Source organism: Mesorhizobium sp. M4A.F.Ca.ET.020.02.1.1, from assembly GCF_004022645.1.
Taxonomy (GTDB): domain Bacteria; phylum Pseudomonadota; class Alphaproteobacteria; order Rhizobiales; family Rhizobiaceae; genus Mesorhizobium.
This window is the reverse complement of the sequence record NZ_RZOI01001294.1, coordinates 1-725: the sequence shown is the minus strand read 5'-3', so window position 1 is coordinate 725 and position 725 is coordinate 1. Positions and strand designations below refer to the sequence as shown.

General features: G+C 69.1%; 1 protein-coding gene. It reads right to left on the bottom strand.

The features are described 5' to 3' along the window. On the bottom strand, positions 1-723 hold a 723-nt coding region (locus EN742_RS36735; RefSeq protein ID WP_148670605.1), incomplete at its 3' end, for an ABC transporter ATP-binding protein. Positions 724-725 lie beyond the last annotated feature (2 nt).

Sequence of the window (725 nt, the reverse complement as noted above, 5' to 3'; positions counted from 1 at the left end):
CGCCGGCAGAATGATGGCATCGCCAAGGAACTCTGCGACCATCCTGTCCTTCGGCCGGAAATAGAGTTCGCGCGGCGTGCCGACCTGCGAGAAAAGCCCGTCGCGCATCACCGCGACCTGGCTGGCGAAGGACAGCGCCTCGGCCTGGTCGTGGGTGACGAGGATGGTGGTGATCCCGGCGGCTTCCAGCAACTCGGCCACTGCCTTGCGCATGGAGGCGCGCAAGCCGGTATCGAGGGCCGAGAACGGCTCGTCAAGCAGCATCAGGCGCGGCTTCATGGCCATGGCGCGGGCGAGCGCCACGCGCTGCTGCTGGCCGCCGGAGAGCTCGTGCGGGCGGCGCTTCAGGATCGCCTTGTCGAGCCCGACGATATAGGCGAGCTCGACGATGTGCTCGGCACGCTTCTCGGCGTTTCGCGCCAGGCCGAAGCCGATATTGTCGGCGATGGTGAGATGCGGGAACAACGCCCCGTCCTGCGCGACCACGCCGATGCCGCGCCGGTGCGCCGGCACGGCAGCGCCGCCATTGGCCAGCACCTCGCCATCGAGCACGATCTTGCCCCGGTCCGGCGCCTCGAAGCCGGCGATCAGCCTGAGCAAGGTGGTCTTGCCGCATCCGGATGGCCCGACGATCGCCGTGCGGCTGCCGCTCTCGACGCTGAGGTCAACGCCGGCCAGCGCCGCCACCGGGCCGTAGTGCTTGGCCACGCCAGACAGTTCCAGGA